Here is a 5,133-nt window from a genome sequence, read left to right on the forward strand (position 1 = left end):
TGCTGCAGGTGAGCGGCTGGACGCCGACCCCGCCGGAGGGGACGGGCGCGGTCCGCGAGCAGTGGGAGGCGCTGCAGGCGATCATGGGCCTCGCCGAGGACGCCCCGGCCGGCACGACCATGCAGCAGTTCACCCAGGACCTGGTCGACCGCGCTGCGACGCACCACGAGCCCGAGCTCGACGCGGTCACGCTGGCCACCCTGCACTCCTCGAAGGGCCTGGAGTGGCCGCACGTGGTGATCACCGGCGCGGCGGAGGGGCTCCTGCCGATCTCCCACGCGACCACGGACGCCGAGGTCGACGAGGAGCGCCGCCTGTTCTACGTCGGCCTCACGCGGGCCCGTCGGTCGGTGACGGTGACGTGGTCGCGACAGGGGTCGGTCCGCGGGGGGACGCGGACTCCGAGTCGGTTCCTGGCAGCCCTCGACACGCGCAGCGCGGATGGGGCAGCAGCGTCCGGCGCGTGACCGACAGGTCCGACCGGTCGAGGACGAGCTGGTCCTGGTCGTCGTCGGGTCGCTGCCGGGCGACGGTGGCGCTCGGCACCCGTGCGAGGACGATCGCCACCGTCGTCGCCGCGACCGCGGCCGTCCGCCAGGGACCGAGCGGGGCGGCGCTGCGGCCCCACACCTGTGCGGCGAGCACCGGCCACGCCGGGTCGTCGTCGGCACGGTCGTACTCGACGCACTGCAGGCAGGGCCCGGCGTCCGGCGTCACGACCGGGCCGACCCGGACGCTGCCGTCGCCGACGACCACCGCCACGTGCGGGACGTCACGGCGGGACCACGCTGCGCGGAGGGCCGGGTCCACGACGTGTTCGGCGACGACGACGGCGAACTGGGCGTCGTCCGCGGGCGGCGCCGCACCCGCGCCGTGTTCGACGCCCGTGCCGTCCACCGGCGGGAGCGTCCGGAGCACCTCCACGCCCTCGCCCTCGAGCTGGGCGGCGACCGTGTCGGCGAGCGGCCCCGCGCCGTGGACCTGCACCCGTGGGCGCGTCGGCGGCAGGACGTCGACCACCGCGGGGGACGCTGCGGCGAGGACCGCGGCCGCGAGCTCCGGCCGACACCCGGAGGCGTGGGCGAGGGCGGTCAGGGCATCGCGACCGGTCTCGTGTCGGAGGGCGCAGAGGAACCGTTCCTCGGCCGTGGTCGGGACCGGGACGACGGCGCGCGGTGGGTCGACGCCGAGCTGCACGGTCGCCGGGTCGCGCCAGACGAACTCGAGCGTCGGGTCGATGCGGATGCCCATGCACCCACCGTCCCGCAGCACGGGGCCGTCCGGGGCGACCGGCACCGATCTGTGGAGAACCCCCGGACGTCAGGCCCGCGGAGCGGACCCGTCGTCGGACCCGTCGCCGTCCTCGACCCGACCCTGCTCGTCCTCCCGCGGCCGCGAGCCCGTGCTGTCGTCGAGGAGGTCCTGCAGCGCCTTGTCGAACTCGTCGTCCTCGGCCGAGAAGCCCGGGTTCTTCAGCCGGAGCACCAGGGCGTCCGGGGCGTCGATGTCCTCCGAGGTCGGCACCGCGTCGAAGTGCGACCACAGGGCGTCGCGGCCCTCGGCACCGAGCTCGTCGGTGACGCGCTGCCACATCGCGGCGGCCTCGCGCAGCCGGCGGGGCCGCAGTTCCAGGCCGACGAGCGTCGCGAACGCGGACTCCGCAGGTCCGCCCGAGGCACGGCGACGGCGGACCATCTCGGCGACGGCGTCGGCGCGGGGAAGCCGGGCGGTCGCCGCCGCGGTGACGGTGTCGACCCAGCCCTCGACGAGCGCGAGCATCGTCTCGAGGCGTGCGAGGGCCGCGTCCTGCTCGGGGCTCCGCGGCGGGATGAGCGCACCGGACGCGAGGGCGTCGCGGAGCTGCTCCTGGTCCGTGGGGTCGATGTCCGCGGCGAGCTCCTCGACGCGGTCGAAGGGGATGTGGATCCCCTTCGCGTAGTCCGTGATCGACGAGATGATGTGCAGCCGCAGCCACCGGGCGGACCGGAACAGCCGGGCGTGCGCGAGCTCCCGGACGGCGAGCCAGATCCGGACCTCGTCCTCGGGCACGTCGAGTCCCTCGGCGAACTCGGCGACGTTCTGGGGGAGGAGCGCGGCGACCTGCTCGTCGAGGAGCGGGACCCCGACGTCGCCGCCGGACACGACCTCCTTCGAGAGCTGGCCGACGACCTGGCCGAGCTGGATGGCGAACAGGGCACCGCCGACACCGCGCATCGCCTTCGAGACGTCGCCGAGCATGGCCTTGAGCTCCTCGGGGGCCCGCTGGTCGATCGCCTCGGTCAGGGCGTTCGCGATGCTCGAGGCCACCGGCTCGGCGATCTGCGTCCAGACGGGGGCGGTCGCCTTCGCCCACTGCTCGCGGGTGTAGAGGCTCGGCGTGGCGGTGAGCTCGGCGACCGTGGTGACCTCGTCGAGCCAGAGTGCGGCGACCTGGAAGGCCTGGTCGGACGCCTGCGCCGTCGCGGGGTCGACGGCATGGCCGCCCTCCCGCGCGATCGCCGTCGCACGCTCGGCGGTGACCGAGAAGTCGATGCCGTCCCCACCCGACTGCGCGGCCCGCTGGAGCTGGCTCATCAGGTTCGCGACGAACGCCGGGTCGTTCGGGAGCCCGGCCGCACCGGCGAGCTGCGACGGGTCGATCTGGCCCTCCCCGGACAGCAGCTTGCGCAGCATCTCCTGGAAGTCGTCGTCCGGCCCCGGCTGCGGTTCATCAGGCATGGCGACTACGCTAACCGCTGCTCACGGGCACCGACCTGGGACGCTCCCGTGGGAACGCCCGAACCGCTGCGCCGAGGGCGAACACCCCCGTGGAAGGACCCTGCGTGACGCTCTTCGCCCCCGAGCCCCGCCGTCGATCCCGTGCCCGGACGCTCGGCTGGGCGTTCGTCATCGGAGCCGTCGTGCTCGGCCTGCTCGCGAGCTTCCTGCCGAGCCCGTACCTCATCGAGGTCCCCGGCCCGGTCTACAACACCATCGGCACGCAGCGGCAGGGGGAGGGGAAGGACGCGAAGGACGTCGAGCTCATCCAGATCTCGGGCCGCGAGACCTACCCGACCTCGGGCGCACTCGACATGCTCACCGTCGGCGTCCAAGGCGACGCGACGCACCGGCCGAGCTGGACGAGCGTCATCCGGGCGCTCTTCACGAAGTCGGAGGCCGTGATCCCGGCCTCGGCGATCTACCCCCCGGGGTCGACGAACGAGCAGGTCAGCCAGCAGGACACCGCCGACATGCAGCAGTCGCAGCAGTCCGCCGTCGCCGCAGCCCTCGTGCAGCAGGACATCCCCGTCCCGACCGAACTCGAGGTGGGCACCGTCCAGAAGGGGTCGGCCGCCGACGGCACGATCGAGAAGGGTGACGTCATCCGCGCCTTCGACGGGACGCAGCTCACCGAGGACGTCGACGCATCGAGCCTCCGCGCCGCGGTCGCGAAGCACGGGACGAGCAGCCCGGCGACGATCACGATCGAGCGCGACGGGAAGGAGCGCACGTCCGGGGTCACCCCGCGCGAGCAGGACGGCACCGCGCTCCTCGGCGTCGGCGTCACCGAGCGCTACGACTTCCCTTTCGACGTGAAGATCACCCTGCAGGACGTGGGCGGCCCGTCCGCCGGCATGATGTTCGCGCTCGGGATCATCGACGAGATCACCCCCGGCAAGCTGAACGGCGGGAAGCACGTCGCGGGCACCGGCACGATCACCGCGCAGGGCGAGGTCGGCGCGATCGGCGGCATCCGCCAGAAGATGTACGGCGCGGAGGAAGCGGGAGCGACGATCTTCCTCGCCCCCGCCGACAACTGCGACGAGGTGGTCGGTCACGTGCCCGACGGGCTCGACGTCTACAAGGTCGCCACGCTCGACCAGGCGGTCACCGACCTGCAGACCATCGCGTCCGGGAAGAGCACCGCGAAGCTCGCACGCTGCACGTCGTAGGAACGGCCACGCGCTCCACGCGACGTGCGCGCACGTCGCGATCCGCGCCTCCAGGCGGCCCGCCGGGAGGCCCGGATCACCTTCCTGAGTCCCCGCACAGTTTCACTGTCGGCAGCGACCAATAGGATCGACGCACTGACGGCCCGCCGCGCCGGGCCCGCCGGTCCGACACGTCTGGAGCACATCAAGTGACGACCACCTCGTCCACCTCGGGTCCATCCTCCTCTGGGCGGCGTTCGCCGCGGGTCCCGATCGTGGTCACGATCATCGTGCTGGCTGCACTGGTGATCGCCTTCTTCATCTTCGCGAGCCTCTACACGGACTACGCGTGGTTCGCGCAGCTCGGGTTCCAGCAGGTCCTGACCACGCGGTGGATCGCGGGGACGTCGATGTTCGTCGCCGGGTTCCTCGGCATGGCGGTGCCGGTCTACCTGAGCATCGCGTTCGCGTTCCGGTTCCGTCCCGTCTACGCGAAGCTCAACTCGCAGCTCGACCGCTACCAGCAGGTCATCGAGCCGCTGCGCCGCGCGGTCATGATCGGCATCCCGGTCGTCCTCGGCGTCTTCGCTGGCCTGTCGACCTCCGGCCGGTGGAGCATGGTCCTCGAGTACTTCAACCGGACCTCGTTCGGCAAGAAGGACCCGCAGTTCGGCCTCGACATCGGGTTCTACGTCTTCGAGCTGCCGTTCTGGCGCTCGATCGTCGCGTACGCCTCGGCGGTCGTGCTCATCGCCGGGCTCGCGGCGCTCGCCGCCCTGTACCTGTACGGCGCGATGCGCTTCGGCGGGCGCGAGGTCCGCATCTCCCGCGCGGCCCGCGTGCAGCTCGCGGTCACGGCCGCCGTCTACATCGCGCTGCAGGCCGTCAGCCTCTGGCTCGACCAGTACGCGACCCTCGCGAAGAACAACTCGCTCATCACGGGTGCGCAGTACACCGACGTCAACGCGGTCATCCCCGGCCGCGAGATCATGGCTGGAATCGCCGCGATCGTCGCGATCCTCTTCATCGTGACCGCGGTCATCGGTCGCTGGCGCATCTCGATCGTGGGCACGGGGCTGCTCCTCGTCGCCGCGATCGTCGTCGGCGGCATCTACCCGTGGATCGTCCAGCGGCTCCAGGTGAAGCCCCTCCGAGGGCTCGTACGAGTCGGCGTACATCCAGCGGAACATCGACGCGACGCGTGACGCCTACGGGGTCGCGT

At 72.4% G+C, this 5,133-nt stretch carries 4 protein-coding genes and 1 pseudogene; 3 read left to right on the forward strand and 2 right to left on the reverse strand.

From position 1 onward, the window contains the following. Positions 1–467, forward strand: a 467-nt coding sequence (locus tag I59_RS21585; protein ID WP_031274055.1) for a 3'-5' exonuclease, incomplete at its 5' end; no start/stop codon positions are given. On the opposite strand, the pseudogene I59_RS23645 reads toward I59_RS21585, so the two are convergent. Then, positions 448–1,251 (reverse strand): annotated as a pseudogene (locus I59_RS23645) (TOMM precursor leader peptide-binding protein); the annotation flags it as partial. The gene I59_RS21585 and the pseudogene I59_RS23645 sit on opposite strands and share 20 nt — an antisense overlap. A gap of 69 nt (positions 1,252–1,320) precedes the next feature. After that, positions 1,321–2,718 carry a zinc-dependent metalloprotease gene (locus tag I59_RS15530; protein ID WP_022904655.1) on the reverse strand — a complete coding sequence of 466 codons (1,398 nt, stop codon included), beginning with the start codon at positions 2,716–2,718 and terminating at the stop codon, positions 1,321–1,323. A gap of 104 nt (positions 2,719–2,822) precedes the next feature. On the opposite strand from I59_RS15530, the gene I59_RS15535 reads away from it, so the two are divergent. Then, positions 2,823–3,932 carry a PDZ domain-containing protein gene (locus tag I59_RS15535; RefSeq protein WP_022904656.1) on the forward strand — a complete coding sequence of 370 codons (1,110 nt, stop codon included), beginning with the start codon at positions 2,823–2,825 and terminating at the stop codon, positions 3,930–3,932. Positions 3,933–4,186: 254 nt separating this feature from the next. Beyond that, complete coding sequence (locus I59_RS15540) at positions 4,187–5,116, forward strand: UPF0182 family protein (protein WP_022904657.1); 930 nt, start codon at positions 4,187–4,189, stop codon at positions 5,114–5,116. Positions 5,117–5,133: the final 17 nt, after the last annotated feature.

It is taken from the genome of Curtobacterium sp. B8 (genome assembly GCF_000333315.1).
GTDB classification, from domain to species: domain Bacteria; phylum Actinomycetota; class Actinomycetes; order Actinomycetales; family Microbacteriaceae; genus Curtobacterium; species Curtobacterium luteum.

Bases quoted from the DNA above. Each gene is read 5' to 3' on its own strand.
- I59_RS15530 (WP_022904655.1), bottom strand. From the start codon at position 2,718: ATGCCTGATGAACCGCAGCCGGGGCCGGACGACGACTTCCAGGAGATG.